Consider the following 17,868-nt stretch of genomic DNA (forward strand, 5'->3'; position numbering starts at 1 on the left):
GTCCACACTTCCAAATCGAAGGCTTGGATGTTAACTTGTCATTGGTATCCCAAATGCCTAAAGAAAAGAAATAAGCAATTAGGCAAGCTTGAAAAATCCTCTTTCCTTTTGGGAAAGAGGATTTTTTATTTCCTACAAGTTATCCATTTTGCTTAGTAATAAAGGAATTCTTGCAAAATCCTTCACATCCCCAAATGTCTTGATGGGAATTTAGGGAATTTTTGCAAAGATCTTAACCTGAATAATTGGGATATGTATCAAGAAATATAATTTACTTGATAGTGCAGTACCCTGTCTTTTGCTTTATAGCCAACTCAAACTTAAGCCACGAAATCCAAGCCTATGTCCAACGAGCGGCTACTGTGGGTCAGATAGCCGAGGGCGATGCCGTCCACGCCGGTTTGTGCCACTCGCTTCAGGCGGTCGAAGCCGATGCCGCCCGATGCTTCGCAATAGATGGTGTGTGTGGGGGCGGTTTGCGTGTGGCAGCGGTTTGCCGCTTCTTCCAGGGTTTCGTCGTCCATGTTGTCCAGCAAAATCCGTTCCGCGCCCGCCTCGATGGCTTTGTCCAGTTGTGCCAACGTGTCCACTTCGATTTCTACGCAAGTCAACGGTCCGACCGCCTGTTTTGCCTGCCGAACGGCTTGGGCGATGCTGTCGCAATAGGCGAGGTGGTTGTCTTTGATGAGTACGGCGTCGTATAAACCCATGCGGTGGTTCTTGCCGCCGCCCGCCCTGACGGCGTATTTTTGCAGCACGCGCAGCAGGGGGATGGTTTTGCGGCTGCATACGATGTCTGTACCGTATTCGGCGACCTCGGCAACGGCACGCGCGGTGGCGGTGGCGATGCCGCTCAAGTGCGTGAGGTAGTTGAGCGCGGTACGTTCGGCGGCGAGCAGGGCGCGGGCGTTGCCTTCGACGGCGGCCAGCGTCTGACCTGCGCTAACGGTTTGTCCGTCGTGGATTTCGGCTTGGAAGTTGACGAGGGGATCCTTAATTGTAAATGCAAGACGCGCCAAGTCCATGCCGGCGATAACGCCGTCTTCGCGGCTGACAAGGGAGAGTTTGGCGGTTTTATCGGGGGCGATAACGGCGGCGGACGTAATGTCGCTACGCCTACCCAAATCTTCGCTCAAGGCTTGTTCCACCATGGGGCGCAACAGGGTGTCGGGCAGGGGGAAGAGGGTGTTTTCAGACGACATGGGGTTTCCTTTGTTGAAAAAGATGGATGTTGCACCGATGGGGTAAAACTTCATTTTATAGTGGATTAACAAAAACCAGTACGGCGTTGCCTCGCCTTAGCTCAAAGAGAACAATTCTCTCCGGCGTCATCTGATTATTTTGAAATTGCCATTTCAATGACTTGCTCAACATAGTTGTTTTCCAAATCAATTACGTCTCCTTTTCTTTGTTTTGATATTTTTAATTCGTCATACGCGTAAAAAATAGCAATTTTTTTCCCTTCACAAAATAAATGTCTGTCGGATTTATTCATCATATACATACTTTCATTCCTTACGATGCCTTCACCATCTATAAAACTAAAACTATTCGGTATGTTTCTTCTTTCCATTCCTGCCTCATATATTGACGATATTACTCCGGAAACGCTTCTGGTGATAATCTGTCCGGAATCAATATTAGCCCACCATTCATCCGACGCAAACAATCCTTTGTCTTTTTTGATGCCAAAGATACTTTCGTCATTCAATGACAGTAATCTTGTATCTTCAATATGCTCCTTCTTTTTTCTATTTTTCATATCTTTTTTAAAATCATAAACCAAATACATATCATCATCTAAATTTAAATAGCTCATTTTATATCTCCAATTTTTTCAAAATGAATAATCTGTTTCTCAAAAGCTTCTTTGCCGCCAGATTTCCCCAGCCCTGTATTGACTACCCCTTTTCCTTTATTCACATGTGGTTTTCCTTGGCCTTCAAGCTTGAATTGCACTTGTGTTTTTTCAGTCCATCCCTTATTTGTGCGAGGTAAATCTGGAAAAAGTTTGCCTGTGGCTGAGTTGCCTGTGGTGCCAATCTTTTTTAAAACTTCCATAGTTCCTGGTAAGGTGTTCAAGCACCAAGTGAATCGGTTCCGTACTATCTGTACTGTCTGCGGCTTCGTCGCCTTGTCCTGATTTTTGTTAATCCACTATAGGTCGTCTGAAAACGGGCTAACGGCTGCCCAGCGGCAGTCCGATGTCCGAAATCAGCCTGTCGGGCAGGACGTCGTCGCGGAAACGGTAAAGCTGCGCGGGACGGCCTTTGCTGCCCGATACTCCGGTATCCGACGGCTCGATGAGGTTTTGCTGCTGAATCTGGCGGCGGAAGTTTTGCTTGTGCAGCAATCTGCCGCTGATGGCTTCGACGCTGTTTTGCAGTTGCAGCAGCGTGAATTCGGGCGGCATCAGTTCGAAAATCACGGGGCGGTATTTGATTTTGGCGCGCAGGCGGGACAGGGCGGTCGCCAGTACGCGGCGGTGGTCGTGGCGCATGGCCTGCCCCGTGAGCGCGAAGTCGAAGTTTGCCTGCGGCTCGGCGGCTTCCGCTATCAGGCCGCTTTCATACAGCATTTCATAGCGTTGCAAAACGTATTCTTCCGACCAGTTTTCCGGCTCGACCCCCCAGCACAAATGAATGCGCTTGAGCCGCTTTTGGCGCACTTCCTCCGTATCCGCCGAGTTTGCCCAAATGCGCAGGCGGCTGACGATGCTATCGCGCTGTCCGCCGTCGGTACGCAAATCTTCCCACGGAAAATAGCAGTAGCAGTCCTGCCATTTCGCATCAGGATGCAGGATGTTGTCGGCCGCCTCACGCACCAGCCCCAGATAGCTGACGTACAAGACAGGCATGCCTTGCTCGTTTTGGCGGCGCGTATCGACAAAGGTGTAAAGCTGTTCTACATAGCCCATAGGCTGAGATGTCTGCTTGGCGACCCACATTCTGACTCCTGCTTGCAGAGAGTGGCGAAGCGGTGCAAGCAGGCCATTGGGTAATAGCTCTCCTTTGGCAACTGTCAAAACCCTCAAGCTGCCGTTTGTAATGGCGATCAGTACAGGAACCAGCTCGACGATACTTTGCGTATTGGCTGCTGTTTCAGGATAGGCATCCATGCGTGGCTTTCATTCAAGAGAAAACCTTATTGTAAACCAAAGCGGTTTTCAGACGACCTTGCATATTATACTCAAGTTGAGCATAATATAAAACTATTTCAAAATATAAACGGCAAACACCTTCATGCCGTCTGAAAAACCAGCTACAAGGAAACATCATGCAAACCGCCGCCCGCCGCTCGTTCGATTACGATATGCCACTCATCCAAACGCCGACTTCCGCCTGCCAAATCCGTCAGGCATGGGCGAAGGTTGCCGACACGCCCGACCGAGAAACAGCAGGCCGTCTGAAAGACGAAATCAAGGCTTTGTTGAAGGAGAAAAATGCGGTCTTGGTGGCGCATTATTACGTCGATCCGCTGATTCAGGATTTGGCTTTGGAAACAGGCGGATGCGTGGGCGATTCGCTGGAAATGGCGCGCTTCGGTGCGGAACACGAAGCCGGTACGCTGGTGGTGGCGGGTGTGCGCTTCATGGGCGAGAGCGCGAAAATCCTCTGCCCTGAAAAAACGGTGCTGATGCCTGATTTGGAAGCGGAATGTTCTTTGGATTTGGGGTGTCCGGAAGAAGCGTTTTCAGCTTTTTGCGACCAACACCCCGACCGTACGGTGGTGGTATACGCCAACACTTCCGCCGCCGTGAAAGCACGTGCCGACTGGGTGGTAACGTCTTCGGTGGCGTTGGAAATCGTGTCGTATCTGAAATCGCGCGGCGAGAAACTGATTTGGGGGCCAGACCGCCACCTCGGCGACTACATCCGCCGCGAAACAGGCACGGATATGCTGCTGTGGCAGGGTTCGTGCATCGTTCACAACGAATTCAAAGGGCAAGAGCTGGCGGCGTTGAAGGCGGAGCATCCCGACGCGGTGGTGCTGGTTCATCCCGAATCACCGCAAAGCGTCATCGAACTGGGCGACGTGGTCGGCTCGACCAGCAAGCTGCTGAAAGCCGCCGTATCGCGCCCTGAAAAAAAATTCATCGTGGCGACCGATTTGGGCATCCTGCACGAAATGCAAAAGCAGGCACCCGACAAAGAATTTATCGCCGCCCCGACGGCGGGCAACGGCGGAAGCTGCAAAAGCTGCGCGTTCTGCCCGTGGATGGCAATGAATTCGCTGGGCGGCATCAAATACGCCCTGACAAGCGTACACAACGAAATCCTGTTGGACAGAAAGCTGGGCGAAGCCGCCAAACTGCCTTTGCAGCGTATGCTTGACTTCGCGGCAGGGCTGAAGAAAAAAGATGTGTTCAACGGCGTGGGCCCCGCCTGATTTGCCGTCCATATTGCCGTTTCAGACGACCCCTCAAACAAGGACAACACCATGCAAACGGATTGCGACGTATTGATTGCCGGAAATGGGCTGGCGGCACTGACGCTCGCCCTGTCGCTGCCTGAATCGTTCCGCATCGTCATTTTGTGCAAAAACCGGCTGGACGACACCGCAAGCCGTCATGCGCAAGGAGGGATTGCGGCGGCGTGGTCGGGAGAAGACGACATCGAAAAACACGTCGCCGATACTTTGGAAGCGGGTGCAGGTTTGTGCGACGAAGCTGCCGTCCGCACCATCCTGTCGCAGGGCAAACCGGCAATCGAATGGCTGCTGGCGCAGGGCGTGGCGTTCGACCGGAATCATAATGACTTGCACCTGACGCGCGAAGGCGGGCACACCTGCCGCCGAATCGCCCACGTCGCCGACTACACGGGCGAAGCAGTCATGCAGAGCCTGATTGCCCAAATACGCCGCCGCCCGAACATCCGCGTTTGCGAGCGGCAGATGGCGTTGGATGTTCAAACCGAATCGGGCGCAGCGTGCGGGCTGACCGTCCTCGACTGTCGAACGCAAGAAACCTACCGCATCCGCGCCCGCTATACTATACTCGCAGGCGGCGGCCTCGGGCAGATTTACTCCGCCACCACCACGCCGCCCGAATGCACGGGCGACGCCATCGCTATGGCGATACGCGCAGGCTGCGCAGTCGAAAACCTCGAATTTATCCAATTCCACCCCACAGGCTTGGCAAGGCCGTCTGAAAACGGCCGTACCTTCCTGATTTCCGAAGCCGTGCGTGGCGAAGGCGGCATTCTGACCAACCAAGCGGGCGAACGGTTTATGCCGCATTACGACCGCCGCGCCGAACTTGCGCCGCGCGACATCGTTGCCCGCGCCATCGCCGCCGAAATCGCCAAACAAACGCAAGACTTCGTCTCACTCGACATCAGCCGCCAACCCGCAGAGTTCGTCCGCCGGCATTTCCCCTCCATCCATCGGCACTGCCTATCCCAATGCGGCTTGGACATCACGCACCAAGCCATCCCCGTCCGCCCCGTGCAACACTACACCTGCGGCGGCATCCAAACCGACCCCAGCGGCAGAACCTCCCTGCCGCAGCTCTACGCCTTAGGCGAAACCGCCTGCACAGGGCTGCACGGCGCCAACCGCCTCGCCAGCAACTCCCTGCTCGAATGCGTCGCGACTGCCAGGCTTGCCGCCCAAACCATTGCGGACGGACAAGCATTCCAAACCGCACCGTCCCCAAGGCCGTCTGAAAGCCCCTCCGCCGAAACAGACATCTTTTCAGACGGTCTCCAAAACGTATTCAGCCGCCCCACCCTGCAAGCGTTCAACCAACGCCATCTGGGCATCATACGCAACGATACCAACCTACGCCGCGCCATCGCCCAACTGCAGTTTTGGAAACAAAACCAAGCCGAGCCGCACACCGCGTCCGAATACGAAAACCGCAACCTGCTCGAATGCAGCCTCGCCGTTGCCCAAGCTGCATACGCAAGGCGGCAAAACATCGGCGCGCATTTCAATAGTGATTGTTAAGGATAATAGCAAATAAAACAAAATTATTTAGTAAATTAAATCCTTACTTTAGAGAATTTAAGGTTTGTGCATTATAAAAAAGATTAAAATAAAGCAGGAAAAAAGGGAAAACTAGGGTGCAGGGATTGACAGTAGTTATGAGTAGACATAACTGGCCTCTTTGTACAACTATAAGTTATTGCCTAAGTTTTAAAGCAACACTTTCTCCACGCCGCCGTTGTTGGCTTTTTTCACAAACTCGTCCAGCCAGTTTTCGCCGAGGATGTGTTTCGCCATTTCGATGACGATGTAGTCGGCGGGCATGTCGTTGTCGTCGGCGTAGCGGCTTAGGCCTTGCAGGCAGGCGGGGCAGGAGGTGAGCATTTTGACGGGTTCGCCCTGCGGCAGCTCTTTGAGGTTTTTCTCGATTTCTTCCTGTTTGCGGAATTTGACCTGGGTGGCGATGTCGGGGCGTTTGACGGCGAACATGCCGGATTCGCCGCAGCAGCGGTCGCTTAAGACGACTTTCTGCCCCATGAGGCCACTGGCCATTTGGGTGGCGTTCATGGTTTTGATGGGCGTGTGGCAGGGGTCGTGGTAGAGGTATTGCTGACCTTTCACGCCGTTCAGTTTCACGCCTTTTTCGAGCAGGTATTCGTGGATGTCGATGATGCGGCAGCCGGGGAAGATTTCTTCGAAGCGGTATTTTTCGAGCTGGTCGTAGCAGGTGCCGCAACTGACGACGACGGTTTTGATGTCGAGGTAGTTGAGGGTGTTCGCCATGCGGTGGAAGGCGACGCGGTTGTTGGTGCTCATTTGCTCGGCTTTTGCCTTGTTTCCGCCCGCGTCCTGCGGATAGCCGCAACACATATAGCCGGGCGGCAGGACGGTTTGTACGCCGACGTGCCAGAGCATGGCTTGGACGGCGAGTCCGATTTGGCTGAACAAACGCTCGGAACCGCAGCCGGGGAAGTAGAACACGGCTTCGGCATCTTCGGGCGCGGCGGGGTTGCGGATGATGGGGATGCTTTTGTCGTCTTCGATGCCGAGCATGGAGCGCGGTGTTTTGGCGGGCACGCTTTTGGGCAAAGGACGGTTGATGAAGTGGATGATTTGTTCTTTAACCGGGGCAGTACCGACCGTGGCTTTGGGTTCAGCTTTTTGTTTTTTGGTGCCGACGGGTAGAAGCTTGCCGATTTTGTAGGCAAAGTTTTGCGCTGGGAAGCCGGTCTGTATCATGGCGGCGCGAAGGGCTTTGATGGTTTTCGGGCCGGTGGCGTTCAAAAATGCCATGCCCATCGATGCGGCAGGTGCAAAGCGTTTGTGGCCGGAATCGGCAAGATAGTTGCGGATGGCTACGGTTACGTCGCCAAAGTCGATGTTGACCGGGCAGGGTTTGACGCATCGGTGGCACACGGTGCAGTGGTCGCCGATGTCCATGAGTTCTTCGAAGTGTTTGATGGAAACACCGCGGCGGGTTTGTTCTTCGTACAGGAAAGCTTCGGTCAACAGCCCCACGCCGAGGATTTTGTTGCGCGGGCTGTACAGCAGGTTGGCGCGCGGAACGTGGGTGGAGCAGACGGGTTTGCATTTGCCGCAGCGCAGGCAGTCTTTGATGGAATCGGCAATGGTGCCGAGGTCTGATTTTTCCATAATCAGCGATTCCGCGCCCAACAGCTCGAAAGACGGCGTGTAGGCGTTGCGTAAGTCCGAGCCTTTCATCAGTTTGTGACGGTTGAAGGTGTGCTTGGGATCGACTTGGTTTTTGTAGTCCCAAAACGGCTGCAAATCTTCATCGGTCAGAAATTCGAGCTTGGTGATGCCGATGCCGTGTTCGCCCGAAATCACGCCGCCGAGCGAGCGGGCGAGTTTCATGATGCGCTCGACCGAACGGTAGGCCGTCTGAAGCATTTGGGCGTCGTCGGAATTGACGGGGATGTTGGTGTGGACGTTGCCGTCGCCGGCGTGCATGTGCAGGGCGACGAAGACACGTCCGCGCACGGTTTTGGCGTGGATTTTACCCAAACCTTCGATGATTTTGGTGTCGGTTTTGCCGCTGAAGATTTCGGCGAGCGGTTTCATTACGTCGTCTTTGACGGACACGCGCAGGCGGAAGTCGCGGAAGGCGGTGAAACAGCTCTCGTCGTCTTTGGCTTCGGGCGCGGCATGGACGGCTGCGCCGTAGCGGGCTTTGTAGTCGACAAGCGGCGTATCGAGATTGGCGAGCAACCAGTCCCAACGCTCTTTAACGGCGGAAACATGGGCAAGGGCGTGTTTGCCGCGTTCGCCCAAAAGTTCGGCGGTCGGCAGGTCCGTGCCCATTTTGTCGATGGGGAGTTTGCCAGACAGATATTGCTCTAATTCAGCACAGAGTTTGAGTTTGTTTTGGATGGAAAGCTCGATGTTGATGCGTTCGATGCCGTCCGAATACTCACCCAGCCGCTCCAGCGGAATCACTACGTCTTCGTTGATTTTAAAGGCGTTGGTGTGTTTGGCGATGGCGGCGGTGCGGCTGCGGTCGAGCCAGAAGGTTTTGCGCGCTTCGGGCGACACGGCGATAAAGCCTTCGCCGTCGCGGGCGCGGGCAAGTTCGCAGATGTGTTCGGCGGCTGCCTGTACGGCGGCTTCGTCGTCTGAAACCACGTCCGCCAGCAAGACCATTTTCGGCCGCCCTTTACCTGCCGCTTTGGTGGCGTAGCCGACGGCGCGGACATAACGCCAGTCCAAATGCTCCAAACCCGCCAGCCGCACGCTGTCGTGAGCGAGCAGGAAGTCGCGGATTTCGACGATGGACGGCGTGGCGGTGGCGACTGTGCCGAAAAACTCCATACACACGGTGCGCGTGTATTTCGGCATTTTGTGCAACACGAAGGCGACGCTGGTGATGATGCCGTCCGTACCTTCTTTCTGCACGCCGGGCAGGCCGCTCAAGAATTTGTCGGTAACGTCTTTGCCCAAACCGACTTTGCGGAATTTGTGGCCGGGGATTTCCAAGCGTTCGGTCTTAACGATATTGAGGCCGTCTGAATCCAGCGTGTGAACGTCGAACACGGCGGTTTCTTCGTCGTGGATTTTGCCGAAATTGTGGCGCACGCGCTCGATGCGCAGCCATTCGCCCTGCGGGTTGACCATCTGCCAGTAGGCGAGGTTGTCCAAGGCAGTACCCCACAGCACGGCTTTTTTGCCGCCCGCGTTCATCGCCACATTGCCGCCCACGCAGGACGCGTCGGCAGAAGTCGGATCGACGGCGAACACCAAACCCGCCTGATGTGCAGTTTCTTCTACCCGCCGCGTTACCACGCCCGCGCCGCAATGGATAATCGGATGCTTGCCGTCCAAGCCCGCCAGTTTGACAAATTCCACGCCGCGATGCTTGTCCAGCTTTTCCGTATTGATGACCGCACTATTTGCATCCAAAGGCACGGCACCGCCGGTATAACCCGTACCGCCGCCGCGCGGAATAATGACCAAATCCAGCTCGATTAAGGCGCGCACTAAAGGCGCGACTTCCGCCTCCGTGTCAGGATTGACGACGACAAACGGATATTCGACGCGCCAGTCGGTCGCATCGGTAACGTGCGTTACCCGCGCCAGCCCGTCAAACATAATATTGTGCGGCTTGGTGATTTTGCTCAAACGCTCCAAAATCTTATGACGTTTTTTGCTGGTTTCATCAAAACTACTATCAAAACGCTCGACCGCCTTTTCCGCCGCCGCAACCAATACATCGACTTGCGGATTGTCGTCGCGGCGTTTGCGGATTTCGTTCAACCGGTGGCGCATTTCCCGTACCAGCGCGGCGCGGCGTTTCGGGTGTTCCAGCAAATCATCGACCAGATACGGATTGCGCACGACCACCCAAATATCGCCCAATACTTCAAACAACATCCGCGCCGAACGTCCTGTTTTACGTTGGCCTCGCAGGTCTTGCAGGATTTGCCAGGCTTCGTCGCCTAAAAGTCGGATGATGATTTCGCGGTCGGTGTAGGAAGTATAGTTGTAGGGAATTTCCCGAATACGCTGCGGGGCGGTAGTCGTGGTCATGGTTGAGTTCCGTTGATAGGTATAATGTTTTTATATTAAAGGCCGTCTGAAAAATACGATTTCTTCTTGATGGCGTGATGTGTTAATGTAGTGTAATTTTCGATATTTTTCAATGCAAAAGACAATAAACATTTCAATGGGAATGATTTTCAACTAGTTAATATTGTTTACAATCTTGTCATGCAGATGGTTTTCAGACGGCCTGACAGATTTTATCGCTTGAGTTTTTCTGTAAAACCGCTATAATGCGTTTTTTCTACGGCGGGTCTCCCCGCATGGTAATTCGGAACACCGGGTCAGGGGCGGAAGCCAGCAGCCCACTCTGATGAGCCAGTGCCGGGGGTTCGGCTCGCCACCTTATTCAAAAATGCCGGAGATGATTGAGTCTCCGGCATTTTTTCATTGTATTATAAAGCGTAATGATCAAAAGGCCGTCTGAAATCTTATTTTCAGACGGCCTTTGAGTTTATGAACAAGCTATTTATGCTTCTTCTGATTTTGTATTGGGCAAAACACAGTTCAGGATAATGGCCAATACGGCACATAAACCTACACCGGCGAAGCTCAAAGTACCTACTTTGATAATCATGCCGCCAATGCCGGTCGTCAATACGGAGCTGACAATAACCAGATTTTTCGGCTGCATCAAATCGACTTTTGCATCAATCAATGTTTTGATGCCCAAAGAGGCGATAGTACCGAACAGCAGCAACATAATGCCGCCCATAACCGGCATAGGGATCGAAGCCAAAAACGCGTTAAATTTACCGAAAAATGCCATGCAAATCGCAAAAATTGCCGCCCAGGTCATGATGACGGGGTTGCTGTTTTTGGTAATCATCACCGCACCGGTCACTTCGCCGTAAGTGGTTACAGGTGGGCCGCCGATCAAACCGGCCACGCAGACGCCCAAGCCGTCGCCGGCGAGGGTTTTGTCCAAGCCCGGGTCTTTGGTGTAGTTTTTGCCGGTTACATTACCGATGGCCATAATGCCGCCGATGTGTTCAATGGCCGGGGCGATGGCAACGGGCAGCATAAACAGGGCAGCCTGCCAGTTGACTTGAGGCGTTTCAAAATGAGGAACGGCAAACCAAGGAGCGTTGATGATGGTGCCGGTGTCGACCAAGCCCATGATTAAAGCCAACACATAGCCGGAAGCCACGCCGATCAGAATTGGAATCAGCTTCATCATTTTGCTGCCGAAGACAGAAACGATGACGGTTACCGCAAAGGTAAAGCCGGACAGAATCAGCGAGTCGATATAGTCGATGACCTGCTTGCCGCCTGATTGACCCATGGCCATGCTGCTGGCTGCAGCGGCCACGGACAAGCCGATTACCATAATCACCGGGCCGATAACCACGGGCGGCAACAGTTTGTGTACCGCATCCAGACCACGCCATCTGATCAATGCGGCAAAAACAAAGTACATGAAGCCGGCCGCAAACAGGCCGAACATGGTAGAAGGCAGGCCCCATTCGCCGATGGAGTAGATAATCGGTGCAATAAAGGCAAAAGAAGAGCCGAGGAAAATCGGCACTTTACGTTTGGTAACCAATTGGAACAACAACGTGCCCAAGCCTGCGCCCAATAATGCCAAAGCCGGGTTCAGTCCCGTCAGAAGCGGCACAAGCACCATGGCACCGAATGCGACAAACAAAATCTGCGCACCGGCTATCGCCGTTTTAAGCTGATTCATAAAAGCTCCGAAGAAAATTCAAACGGCGCAGATTATACTGATTTATCCTAATTGTGAATATTTATTTACAAAAGGCCGTCTGAACAAATGTAACGATGAAACCTGTTCAGACGGCCTTATTCGATAGCGAATGGTTAGTAACTTATCAAAATCGATTAGGAAAATTCCTAACCGCGTGTTTCGCGCCAAACCAAATAATCGCGCAGGGGCGGCATGGGCGGATTGATGCAGTGGGGGCAGATGCCTGTGGTGTCTTCGTCGTCGCTGTCGATATGGTAGGCGTTGGGGTCAAAGCGCACCTGCTGCATCACCGCTTGCGCCAATGCTTGTTCCTGTACGACATCGAATTCAAATTTCTCCAAAATCTCATTCAATAGGCGGATTTCGCCGTCGCTGAAAGATTCGCTATGTTTGACAATAAGGCGTTGATAATCTTCATTGCTGATTTTTTCGTGAAGTAAATCGGTCTGGATGGTCATGATTTTTATTGTTGAAATAAGATGGTCAAGATGCGGATTATAGCGGATATTGTGGTAATTGTTTTAAAGGTCGTTTTCTGGTTTGAAAAGTGTCTCTGTTTTGGCTTTTTTTGTCATTAAGCTGTTTAATTTCGAGTTAATTGCTTGGCAATCTTCGCTATAAAAAAATTCACCGATGTGTATGGTTTCCCCATGATAAACAAATGACCATGCGCCTTGTTTGCTATTTGGTTTTCGTAAGGGGCTGGAGATGGTGGATTTATTTCTTCTCTGGCTCAAATAATTACGTAGTGTGATTTTAGTGTTTTCTGTATTTGCATAGTTCTCATGTGGCTGCCATTGAGATATTTCTACGAGTGAAAATTTTTTACCTTTTCCCAATCCAAATAGCGTGAATTGATGTGAAAGTATCCCATTTTGAACATGAATATGTTCTTGTCCAAAAAGTTGCCACAGTAAGTCATAAACACCTTGGCAAAAAAGCAGACCCAAAAATATAAGGATTATGATATTAAATGCTGATTCAAAGTTTAAATTTGGAATGTTTGCCAATATTAATAGTAAGATTACAAGGTCTCTACAAGTTAATAGAAGTCTGCGTCGGTTTCGTATAATTTTTGCTGACAAGGTAATTTTGCTTGGTGTTTGATTGATTTTATAACGAGAAGATGTCATCAATAGCCTCCTAATTTGTCCGCCTGATACGCTTTTTGCAGCGGTGTAATTTGTGCCAAGCGGGCATGATCGATGTGTTCGGCAATTAAATGGGCCTTGCCTTGTGCGCGGCACTCGGCGGCGATTTTGCCTGCATCTACTTGGTTGGCGGCCTCAAGTAAGGCCAGCCAGTGTTCGCGTTGCGGATAGGGGGTGTCTTCAAAGTTCAGACGGCCTTGTTTGTCGGCCACGCAGACGTTTAAGGCCGTCTGAAAACGTTCTGGGCGGCGGAATGCATCGGTTTTTTTCAAAACCTTCAAAATGGTTTTGCTTTTGAACTGCCCGACTTGATGGAGCATGATGTGCCAGCGGCAGACGAGTTCGGCAAGCTCGGCGCAGTGTTTGGGCGCGCGCAGGCGTTGATTGACTTCGCGGACGGGTTCGACACCATTGATGTCGTGTTCGTAGTGTTTCGGCAGGATATCGGCCGGTGTTTTTGCCTTGCCTAAGTCGTGTAATAGGGCGGCATAGCGTTCGGCAAGGGATAGATTCATTTCGGCGGCCCGTTGTACAACCATCAGCGTATGGATACCGCTGTCGATTTCGGGATGATAGTCGGCGCGTTGCGGTACGCCGAAAAGGGCGTCAAGCTCGGGCAGCAAGACTTTGAGTGCGCCGCATTCGCGTAAAACTTCAATCATTTTGCGCGGGTTTTTCTCCATCAAACCTTTGGCCAATTCTTGCCAGACGCGTTCGGCAACCAAGGCATCCGCTTCGCCGTTTTCTACCATTTGCCGCATCAGCGACATGGTTTCATCGGCAATTTGAAACCCATAACGCGCGGCAAAACGGGCGATACGCAAAATCCGCACGGGGTCTTCGGCAAAGGCGGGCGAAACGTGGCGCAGGATGCCGGCTGCTAAATCTTGTTGTCCGCCAAAGGGATCGATGATCGTGCCGTCTGAATCCTGGGCCATGGCATTGATGGTCAGGTCGCGGCGCATCAGGTCTTGTTCCAGCGTAACGTCTTTATCGGCGTGAAAGCTGAATCCGGCATAGCCTTTGGCGGTTTTGCGTTCGGTACGGGCGAGGGCGTATTCTTCGTGGCTGTCCGGATGGAGAAAGACAGGGAAATCCTTGCCAACCGGCTGATAACCCTGAGCCAACATGGTTTGCGCATCTGCACCGACGACTACCCAATCGCGGTCTTTGACGGGCAGGCCTAACAGATGGTCGCGGACGGCGCCGCCGACAAGATAGGTTTGGATGGTTTGTGTATTCATATAAAAATCGAACGATATAAAAAGGCCGTCTGAAAAGCCGTATCGGGTTTTCAGACGGCCTGATTCAGAATGCTATTATGACGCTTTAGGCTTGTTGCTGTCGATAATCTTCAGGCCGGCGGCAGCAACAAACCATATCGTTATGCGGCATATCCTTTATAATAAGCCCATTCAAATACGGAGCGGCAAATAATGCAGACTTGGCACGAGGCGATTGGTGCGGAAAAAGAAAAGGCGTATTTTCAAACGATTTTGGAGAAGGTTCGCCACGAAAGGCAGGCGGGGATAACCGTTTATCCGCCTGAGCGCGATGTATTCAATGCCTTTCGGACGACTGAATTCGGAAATGTAAAAGTAGTGATTTTGGGGCAAGACCCGTATCACGGTGCGGGGCAGGCGCATGGTTTGGCGTTTTCCGTGCAACCTGAAATTGCGGTGCCGCCGTCGCTGGTCAATATTTATAAAGAGTTGGCGACGGATATTGAAGGTTTTCAGATTCCGCAACACGGCTATTTGCAGCATTGGGCGGAACAGGGCGTGTTGCTATTGAACACGGTGTTGACTGTCCGTGCCGGTGCGGCGCATTCCCATGCGACTTTTGGCTGGGAGGTGTTTACCGATGAAGTCATCCGACAATTGGATAAGGAACGCGAGCATTTGGTCTTTATGTTGTGGGGCAGCCATGCGCAGAAAAAAGGCGCGTTTATCGACCGCAACCGTCATTTGGTGCTGACCGCGCCGCATCCTTCGCCTTTGTCGGCATATCGCGGCTTTTTCGGCTGCAAACATTTTTCGCAGGCAAACGCTTATTTGCAGGCACATGGTTTAGAGCCGATTGATTGGCAGGTTTAAATAAGATTAAAGGCCGTCTGAAAGCAGATTTTCAGACGGCCTTATGATTTAGTCTCAAATCGAATATTCAATCAGCTCGTTTTGAGAGAAGACATAAACCTGTTTCGGAATCAGATTCAATTCTTTGCCTTCGGCGATTTGGTAACGCGCGGCATCGCTGCCTGCCAGCGTGATATGCACGTCTTGTTTGTCGTGTTTCACCAAAATATGCGTCAATGCTCCGACGGCGTGGATTTTTTCAATTTTGGCACGAATCATCGGCGTTTCGTTTTCGGTGGCAAGCTGCCATTCGTGCGGACGGATATAGCCGATGGCGGTTTGCTCCTGCCATTTGTATTGCGCATCCAATTTCCATTCGAAACCGTGGTAATGCCAAATGCCTTTTTCGATGCGTCCTTCAAATGCATCGGTTTCGCCGAGGAACTCTGTAACGAAGGCGTTTTCTGGTTTGCGGTAAATGGCTTCGGCGCTGCCGGTTTGTTCGATTTGGCCGTGGTTCATGACGACGATTTCGTCGGAAACTTCAAGGGCTTCTTCTTGGTCGTGCGTGACCAGAATGCTGGTTACGCCTAGGTTGTGATGAATGTCGCGCAACCAAGTGCGTAATTCTTTGCGCACTTTAGCATCCAGCGCGCCGAAGGGTTCGTCCAGGAGCAGGAGTTTGGGTTCGACGGCGAGGGCACGGGCAAGGGCGATGCGTTGGCGTTGGCCGCCGGAGAGTTGGTGCGGATAGGATTTGGCGAGGTGGGAGAGCTGCACGAGTTTGAGCAATTCTTCGACTTTGGCGCGGATTTGTTCTTTGGACGGGCGTTCGGACTTGGGCAATACGGTCAAACCGAAAGCAACGTTGTCAAACATGTTCATGTGGCGGAAGAGGGCGTAGTGTTGGAACACGAAACCGACTTTGCGCTCGCGCACATGCTTGGCGGTTACGTCTTGGCCGTCAAAGAGAATTTGGCCGCCGTCGGCGTTTTCCAGTCCGGCGATAATGCGCAAGAGCGTGGTTTTGCCGCAGCCGGAAGGGCCGAGCAGGGAAACGAGTTTGCCGGTGGGGACATTGAGGTTGATGTTTTTCAGCGCGTGGAACGCTCCGAAGTGTTTGTTTAAGTTTTGAATAGTGATGCTCATGCTGCGTTCCTTTCGGCGGCGGCGAGTTTTTTATCTTGTAATTTGGTAATGATGTTTTGCACCAGCAAGGTGGCCAAGGCTAAAAGTGCCAATACGCCGGAGAGGGCGAATGCGCCGGTGAAGTTGTATTCGTTGTAGAAGATTTCGACCAAAAGCGGGATGGTGTTGGTTTCGCCGCGAATGTGCCCCGATACCACGCTGACTGCGCCAAACTCGCCCATCGCGCGGGCGTTGGTAAGAATGATGCCGTAGAGCAGCGCCCATTTGATGTTGGGCAGGGTAACGCGCCAAAACATCTGCCAGCCGTTTGCACCGAGTATCAGCGCGGCTTGTTCTTCACTGTCGCCCTGCGCCTGCATTAAAGGAATGATTTCGCGCGCGACAAAGGGGAAGGTAACGAACAGGGTTGCCAAAATAATGCCGGGGATGGCGAAGATAATCTGTATGCCTTGCGCTTCGAGCCAGCCGCCCAACGCCGTGTGCGCGCCGAACAATAAGACGAACATCAAACCGGCCACCACGGGCGATACGGAAAACGGCAAATCGAGCAGGGTGGTCAGCAACTGCTTGCCGCGGAAGTCGAAATGGGTCAGCAGCCACGCCATCGCCACGCCCAATACGGCATTGACGGGAACGACAATCAGCGCGGTAATCAGCGTTAATTTGATGGCAGACCATGCTTCGGGATCGGTCAGAGATTGCAGGTATAAATCCCAACCGCCTTTTAAGGCTTCATAGAATACGGCAACCAAAGGCACGACCAGCATCAGCAGCAGAAAGCCCAAGGCGGTAGCGGTCAGCAATACGCGCAGCCAACGCGGTTCGCTCAAATTTGGATTGGTGGAATGGGTTTTCATGGTAGGGTAGTCTCGATTTATTCTTGTATCTGTTTGGGCCGTCTGAAAAATGTTTGCTTAATGTTTCAGACGGCCTGTTGTTTGTTAAACCCTCGCTCCGGCGCGGCGGCTTAAAGTCCATTGCATAATGTTTAAAATCAGCAGAATAACAAACGAAATCATCAGCATAAACAGAGCAACGGCAGACGCGCCCTGAGCATCGTATTGCTCCAGCTTGCCGGTAATAATCAAGGGTAGGATTTCAGACACCATCGGAATATTGCCCGCGATAAAGATGACCGAGCCGTATTCGCCGGTAGAGCGGGCAAACATCATGCCTGCACCGGTCAGAAGTGCCGGCGTGATTTCAGGCAAAAGGACACGGCGGAACGTAGTCCAACGGCTTGCGCCCAAAGTTGCCGCCGCTTCTTCATATTCGCCCGACAATTCTTCCAATACCGGCTGCACTGCGCGGACGATAAAGGGCAGGCTGACGACAATCAGCGCAATCCAGATGCCGGTAGGTGTAAAGGCGATTTTGATGCCCAAAGGCTCGAAAAAACGGCCTATCCAGCCATCTGGGGCGTATAGGGTTGCCAACGCAATGCCTGTTACCGCCGTCGGCAGCGCAAACGGCAAATCGACTAAAGCGTTTACCAATCCTTTGCCCGGAAATTCATAGCGCACCAATACCCAGGCAACCAATGTACCGAACACGATATTGGTCAACATCGCATAAAACGACATCCGCAAGCTCAGCCAGACGGCCGCCAAGACATTGGGTTCGGTAATCGTGTTCCAAAATCCGCTCCAGCCGATTTCCGCCGCCTTGGCCGCCATCATGGCAAACGGCAAAACCACCAAAAGCGACAGGCATAAAACCGTCAAACCCAGGCTGAGTTTGAAACCCGGCAATACAGAAGGCGTTTTGAGTAACAACATAATGGCAACCGTCAAAATTTAAT

15 protein-coding genes and 1 other RNA gene are annotated in these 17,868 nt (G+C 52.4%); 4 read left to right on the forward strand and 12 right to left on the reverse strand.

Going from position 1 to position 17,868, the window contains the following annotated elements:
• Window positions 1-320: 320 nt before the first annotated feature.
• The 4 genes from nadC to ACTHUG_RS10665 all read right to left on the reverse strand — a co-directional run bounded on the left by nadC (window position 321) and on the right by ACTHUG_RS10665 (window position 3,118).
• Window positions 321-1,202: a carboxylating nicotinate-nucleotide diphosphorylase gene (gene nadC, locus ACTHUG_RS10650; protein ID WP_440386734.1), complete on the reverse strand. Its 882-nt coding sequence runs from the start codon at window positions 1,200-1,202 to the stop codon at window positions 321-323.
• A gap of 134 nt (window positions 1,203-1,336) precedes the next feature.
• Window positions 1,337-1,819: a hypothetical protein gene (locus ACTHUG_RS10655; protein WP_013449309.1), complete on the reverse strand. Its 483-nt coding sequence runs from the start codon at window positions 1,817-1,819 to the stop codon at window positions 1,337-1,339.
• A complete protein-coding gene (locus ACTHUG_RS10660; protein ID WP_016687381.1) occupies window positions 1,816-2,061 on the reverse strand; it encodes a hypothetical protein in 246 nt (81 codons plus the stop codon). The genes ACTHUG_RS10655 and ACTHUG_RS10660 overlap by 4 nt, the downstream gene beginning before the upstream one ends.
• Window positions 2,062-2,179: 118 nt before the next feature.
• Entirely contained in the window at window positions 2,180-3,118 is a 939-nt protein-coding gene (locus ACTHUG_RS10665; protein WP_440386732.1) for an NUDIX hydrolase, read from the reverse strand.
• A 158-nt stretch (window positions 3,119-3,276) separates the two neighbouring features.
• Between ACTHUG_RS10665 and nadA the strand changes: the two genes are divergently transcribed.
• Window positions 3,277-4,389 (forward strand): quinolinate synthase NadA, encoded by a 1,113-nt coding sequence (gene nadA / locus ACTHUG_RS10670; RefSeq protein WP_440386731.1) that lies wholly within the window; start codon window positions 3,277-3,279, stop codon window positions 4,387-4,389.
• Between the two features lie 51 nt (window positions 4,390-4,440).
• The gene (gene nadB, locus ACTHUG_RS10675) at window positions 4,441-5,949 is read left to right on the forward strand and encodes an L-aspartate oxidase (protein ID WP_440386730.1); all 1,509 of its coding nucleotides are present in this window, start codon (window positions 4,441-4,443) and stop codon (window positions 5,947-5,949) included.
• A 189-nt stretch (window positions 5,950-6,138) separates the two neighbouring features.
• Here the strand turns inward: nadB and ACTHUG_RS10680 are convergent, their stop codons facing one another.
• Window positions 6,139-9,972 (reverse strand): DUF3683 domain-containing protein, encoded by a 3,834-nt coding sequence (locus tag ACTHUG_RS10680; protein ID WP_440386729.1) that lies wholly within the window; start codon window positions 9,970-9,972, stop codon window positions 6,139-6,141.
• Between the two features lie 260 nt (window positions 9,973-10,232).
• Between ACTHUG_RS10680 and ffs the strand changes: the two genes are divergently transcribed.
• An RNA gene (gene ffs / locus ACTHUG_RS10685) (signal recognition particle sRNA small type) lies at window positions 10,233-10,329 on the forward strand.
• 124 nt (window positions 10,330-10,453) lie between these two features.
• Here the strand turns inward: ffs and ACTHUG_RS10690 are convergent.
• The 4 genes from ACTHUG_RS10690 to ACTHUG_RS10705 all read right to left on the reverse strand — a co-directional run bounded on the left by ACTHUG_RS10690 (window position 10,454) and on the right by ACTHUG_RS10705 (window position 14,087).
• On the reverse strand, window positions 10,454-11,671 hold the full coding sequence (locus ACTHUG_RS10690) for a uracil-xanthine permease family protein (RefSeq protein ID WP_440386728.1): 1,218 nt from the start codon (window positions 11,669-11,671) through the stop codon (window positions 10,454-10,456).
• Between the two features lie 167 nt (window positions 11,672-11,838).
• A complete protein-coding gene (locus tag ACTHUG_RS10695) occupies window positions 11,839-12,150 on the reverse strand; it encodes a hypothetical protein (protein ID WP_036490806.1) in 312 nt (103 codons plus the stop codon).
• A gap of 63 nt (window positions 12,151-12,213) precedes the next feature.
• Entirely contained in the window at window positions 12,214-12,825 is a 612-nt protein-coding gene (locus tag ACTHUG_RS10700; RefSeq protein ID WP_440386727.1) for a hypothetical protein, read from the reverse strand.
• Window positions 12,825-14,087, reverse strand: coding sequence for a multifunctional CCA addition/repair protein (locus ACTHUG_RS10705; RefSeq protein WP_440386726.1), 1,263 nt, complete (start codon window positions 14,085-14,087; stop codon window positions 12,825-12,827). Before ACTHUG_RS10705 ends, ACTHUG_RS10700 begins: the two co-directional genes overlap by 1 nt.
• A 192-nt stretch (window positions 14,088-14,279) precedes the next feature.
• Between ACTHUG_RS10705 and ung the strand changes: the two genes are divergently transcribed.
• Entirely contained in the window at window positions 14,280-14,939 is a 660-nt protein-coding gene (gene ung, locus ACTHUG_RS10710) for a uracil-DNA glycosylase (RefSeq protein WP_440386725.1), read from the forward strand.
• A gap of 54 nt (window positions 14,940-14,993) precedes the next feature.
• Here ung and ACTHUG_RS10715 read toward each other — a convergent pair whose 3' ends face one another.
• From ACTHUG_RS10715 to cysT, 3 genes are all read right to left on the reverse strand, one after another.
• Window positions 14,994-16,067: a sulfate/molybdate ABC transporter ATP-binding protein gene (locus ACTHUG_RS10715; RefSeq protein ID WP_440386723.1), complete on the reverse strand. Its 1,074-nt coding sequence runs from the start codon at window positions 16,065-16,067 to the stop codon at window positions 14,994-14,996.
• Entirely contained in the window at window positions 16,064-16,924 is an 861-nt protein-coding gene (cysW, locus tag ACTHUG_RS10720; protein WP_440386722.1) for a sulfate ABC transporter permease subunit CysW, read from the reverse strand. Before cysW ends, ACTHUG_RS10715 begins: the two co-directional genes overlap by 4 nt.
• A gap of 84 nt (window positions 16,925-17,008) precedes the next feature.
• Complete coding sequence (gene cysT / locus ACTHUG_RS10725; RefSeq protein WP_440386721.1) at window positions 17,009-17,845, reverse strand: sulfate ABC transporter permease subunit CysT; 837 nt, start codon at window positions 17,843-17,845, stop codon at window positions 17,009-17,011.
• Between the last annotated feature and the right edge of the window lie 23 nt (window positions 17,846-17,868).

The organism is Neisseria sp. P0022.S009, from assembly GCF_051956675.1.
Taxonomy (GTDB): Bacteria; Pseudomonadota; Gammaproteobacteria; order Burkholderiales; family Neisseriaceae; genus Neisseria.

Coding starts and splice junctions, on each gene's coding strand:
- ung (WP_440386725.1), top strand. CDS start 14,280: ATGCAGACTTGGCACGAGGCGATTGGTGCGGAAAAAGAAAAGGCGTAT.
- ACTHUG_RS10705 (WP_440386726.1), bottom strand. CDS start 14,087: ATGAATACACAAACCATCCAAACCTATCTTGTCGGCGGCGCCGTCCGC.
- ACTHUG_RS10695 (WP_036490806.1), bottom strand. CDS start 12,150: ATGACCATCCAGACCGATTTACTTCACGAAAAAATCAGCAATGAAGAT.
- nadB (WP_440386730.1), top strand. CDS start 4,441: ATGCAAACGGATTGCGACGTATTGATTGCCGGAAATGGGCTGGCGGCA.
- ACTHUG_RS10700 (WP_440386727.1), bottom strand. CDS start 12,825: ATGACATCTTCTCGTTATAAAATCAATCAAACACCAAGCAAAATTACC.
- nadC (WP_440386734.1), bottom strand. CDS start 1,202: ATGTCGTCTGAAAACACCCTCTTCCCCCTGCCCGACACCCTGTTGCGC.
- ACTHUG_RS10660 (WP_016687381.1), bottom strand. CDS start 2,061: ATGGAAGTTTTAAAAAAGATTGGCACCACAGGCAACTCAGCCACAGGC.
- ACTHUG_RS10690 (WP_440386728.1), bottom strand. CDS start 11,671: ATGAATCAGCTTAAAACGGCGATAGCCGGTGCGCAGATTTTGTTTGTC.
- ACTHUG_RS10655 (WP_013449309.1), bottom strand. CDS start 1,819: ATGAGCTATTTAAATTTAGATGATGATATGTATTTGGTTTATGATTTT.
- cysT (WP_440386721.1), bottom strand. CDS start 17,845: ATGTTGTTACTCAAAACGCCTTCTGTATTGCCGGGTTTCAAACTCAGC.
- nadA (WP_440386731.1), top strand. CDS start 3,277: ATGCAAACCGCCGCCCGCCGCTCGTTCGATTACGATATGCCACTCATC.
- ACTHUG_RS10715 (WP_440386723.1), bottom strand. CDS start 16,067: ATGAGCATCACTATTCAAAACTTAAACAAACACTTCGGAGCGTTCCAC.
- cysW (WP_440386722.1), bottom strand. CDS start 16,924: ATGAAAACCCATTCCACCAATCCAAATTTGAGCGAACCGCGTTGGCTG.
- ACTHUG_RS10665 (WP_440386732.1), bottom strand. CDS start 3,118: ATGGATGCCTATCCTGAAACAGCAGCCAATACGCAAAGTATCGTCGAG.
- ACTHUG_RS10680 (WP_440386729.1), bottom strand. CDS start 9,972: ATGACCACGACTACCGCCCCGCAGCGTATTCGGGAAATTCCCTACAAC.